Origin of the sequence: Chitinophaga sp., assembly GCF_036566945.1 — a bacterium.
Lineage (GTDB): Bacteria > Bacteroidota > Bacteroidia > Chitinophagales > Chitinophagaceae > Chitinophaga.
On the sequence record NZ_DATCVJ010000457.1, the window covers coordinates 1 to 3,245 of the forward strand.

Annotated in this window: 3 protein-coding genes; 1 reads left to right on the top strand and 2 read right to left on the bottom strand. The window is 40.3% G+C overall.

Translation table 11 applies throughout. The features are described 5' to 3' along the window. Window positions 1-578: 578 nt before the first annotated feature. Window positions 579-1,928: a site-specific integrase gene (locus tag VIP81_RS14085; RefSeq protein ID WP_331961662.1), complete on the top strand. Its 1,350-nt coding sequence runs from the start codon at window positions 579-581 to the stop codon at window positions 1,926-1,928. A gap of 130 nt (window positions 1,929-2,058) precedes the next feature. Here VIP81_RS14085 and VIP81_RS14090 read toward each other — a convergent pair whose 3' ends face one another. Both VIP81_RS14090 and VIP81_RS14095 read right to left on the bottom strand, forming a co-directional pair. Next, a complete protein-coding gene (locus VIP81_RS14090) occupies window positions 2,059-2,325 on the bottom strand; it encodes a hypothetical protein (RefSeq protein ID WP_331961665.1) in 267 nt (88 codons plus the stop codon). 10 nt (window positions 2,326-2,335) lie between these two features. After that, window positions 2,336-2,818: a hypothetical protein gene (locus VIP81_RS14095; protein WP_331961668.1), complete on the bottom strand. Its 483-nt coding sequence runs from the start codon at window positions 2,816-2,818 to the stop codon at window positions 2,336-2,338. Between the last annotated feature and the right edge of the window lie 427 nt (window positions 2,819-3,245).

Here is a 3,245-nt window from a genome sequence, read left to right on the forward strand (position 1 = left end):
CGGAGTCTTTTAATGCCAAAATAAAGTCCTTCAGGAATGCACTCAGAGGTGTACGGGACGTAGAATTTTTTCTTTACAGATTGACTAAACTTTATGCTTAAAATTTCCACTAATCCCCCAAGTTTTCAACTTGATCCTTAATTGGTGCCAACAAAGCTCTACAAAGCCCCGCTCAGAACCATACGGCGTAATTCTGTTCAGAACCGCTAATAAACTTTCCATAAAAATTGCTTTTAAAAAGATGATTAAACAATACCTATCTATCCGGTTAAGCCAAACAAATCCCCTTTCGGATCAGGCGATCCGATTATCAATTCCTTATGATCTAGCTTGATTTAATATATACGCTGGAGCAGCGTTTGAGCCAAAAAGAAAAAGGGACAAACCTTTCTGAAAAAGATTTGTCCCTTATGGTGATCCCCTTGGGATTTCCGATCTATTTCCTAGTCTTCCCCCTGAATACTTAAACCGCACCTAACAGGCTGGTTATTAAGTATTCTACAACAGCGATTCGCTTTTCTACTTCTTAACTTTATGAGGTTGGCCCCAACTTTAATAGACTAAAAAATAGACTAGTTATGCTGTTACCTCTTAAATTAGTGTGCAAAAGTAGCAAGATTCGGCGCGATGGTACAAGCCTTGTTTTCATCCAGTATTGTTATAACTCCGACAAAAGAACATTGCTCAGCACTGAAATTGCGATCCCTCCTGCTTATTGGAAAAGATCCCGGATCACTGCAAACCTACCAAAGGAATATGGGAATTATGAAGAACTCAATAAGCGGCTGAAAACCTTATTGCGTCTGGTCGAAGATGTTATATCCCATGCGTTGCAAGAAAAAATAATAGACGTCTTGACCTTTGTCAAAAGTACCTTCAAACCAGACCTTAACCCGGAAAACCTTGCCCCGAAAGCTCAGGAAACGGCGAACAAGCAGCCGGAAACAAATCTGGATTTCTACTTTCAGATAGATGATTATATAAAGTGCAAGACCAACAAGGTTACGCCTGGCATGCTGCGAGTTTACAAAAACATGAAAGATCATCTCCAAGCGTTTCAGGATTACAGGAAGGCTATTATTACCTTCGATTCCCTTGATTTCAATTTCTATGAAGGTCTGGTTGATTTCCTGACATTTGAGTATATCCAACGCCGAAGGAAAGCCGTTGTAAAGGGCCTTAGGACGGCTACAGTAGGCAAAACAATTAAGCAGCTGCGTATATTCATCCGGGATAGACTACGCCGTAAAATCATCCCTCCTATTGATTTATCGGACTTCAAGATTCTGAATGAGGAATCTGACGCTATCTATCTTTCGTGGAAGGAAATAAACCAGATATACAATACAGATCTGACGGATTACCCTTCCCTCCTGCCCTACCGTGACCTATTTGTATTGGGATGCCTTACCGGGCTTAGGTTCTCGGACTTTTCCAACATCAAACCGGAAGATATACGAAAAGGGATGCTTCATAAAAAGCAGGAAAAATCGGACCACTGGGTGGTGATTCCCTTAATGGATGCGGCTAATGAGATACTTATAAATCGCTTCAAAAAAGTAATCCCACTCGTGAACAATCCGGACTTCAATGTAAATATTAAAGAAATTGGCCGTCTAGCCGACATTTGTGAGTCAGTGAAATTTTCCTACAAAAAAGGCAATAAGGACATCGAAGTCATAAAGCCTAAATATGGATGGATCACCTCTCATACTTGCCGCCGCTCTTTTTGTACTAATGAATTTCTGGCAGGAACACCAGTAGAGCTGATAATGAAAATCAGTGGGCATAAGAGTCTTCAGGATTTCTACCGGTATATTCGTATTAGTCCTGAAGAAGCGGGTAAAAAGATTAAAGAGCTATGGGAAAAAAGGAAACAAACTGGAATTGTGCTTTTAAATACTGCTGATCATTCACAGGCATGTTAAAACCAAAATCAACCGGAAAGGCTTTGCTGTAGAGACTTTCCGGTTGATAAATTTCATATATCTACATAATGGAAAATGGCGCAAGAAGACTCAAGCACCATTGTCGTAATTGCTTAAACAAAAAAAGACATTATTTTTTTGCCGTAATCTCTGCTATGGATGCGCTGAATTCTTCTTTGATGGCTTCCCCAATCTCCCGGATTTTGTCCTTTTCGGCATTGCTTAGAGCTGGAATCGCCCTACCATCAACAACTTTATCGCGGCTTCTCACCTTTCGATAAAAAGTAGGCACACTAAAATTGCATTCTTCACACACCCTGTCCCGTAAATGCTGAGCCACCGTGGTAAACTCAGAATGAAGCATAAATAATACATTCTCGTCCTTTAAATTCTTCATGGATTAAGATTTAATGGTGATTAACAAGTCTCCCGATCCTTGTCCGGTCCTCAATATTTAAAGAGTAGACAGTCCGGAAGAAAAATTTAAAATGGTTAGCTGCAAATTCGGTCACTTCTGCGTCCATCATGCGTTTCTCTATGTTTAGGAGTATTTCAGTATATCCATCAATTGTTTCATCCAGCTCCTTTAATTCTACATCTGAGGCTAATTCTTCAAGCCAATCCAGTGGTTCAACCAGTTCTGTAACCAGTTTGCTATTAAGATCAGTAACGCTATCTCTGATCAGCGCATCTTTTACAATAAATACAGCCTCTCCACATCTGATAAAATACTGGGTAAATAGCATAAAATGATCGCGCTGCTCCGCGGTCCACTTATCAGCGTCTTTACTGGCAATAACCCGACTCAGTGAATGCCAACAAAGATTAGCGAAGCCAGTTTTAGTGCTGTACGGGGTAATGTCGCACAGGATACTTAATAAACTTTCCATTACATTTCAATTTTAAAGAATGATTAAAGGGCTACAGGTCTTAATTTCCATACGATTCCCCTCTCGGTCTTTTCGACCGATTATCTATAATTGTTGCTAATGTGAAGGATACCGTGATCCGGGATAACAATTGCAGCTAACGAACGTCAATGGCTATATGTAAAATGCCATAGGCGTGGCTTACTTGCAGTGTTCTACCCGCGCGCGCTTTGGAGAGGCCGAATAGATCTTACAAGCAAGCCCACGCCTATGGCATGAGCATTGCTGCACTACATTCTGGCCTCTCCAAAGCACGCAGAAAATGTAGTAATCAATGCAGAAAATTTGATCTGCAAAATTATATTATGCGATGCACTAATCCAAATGCCCTGTTAGACTGCATTTCGATTTATACTCTATCAAAAGTAAGAAATCATTTTCAATGTTA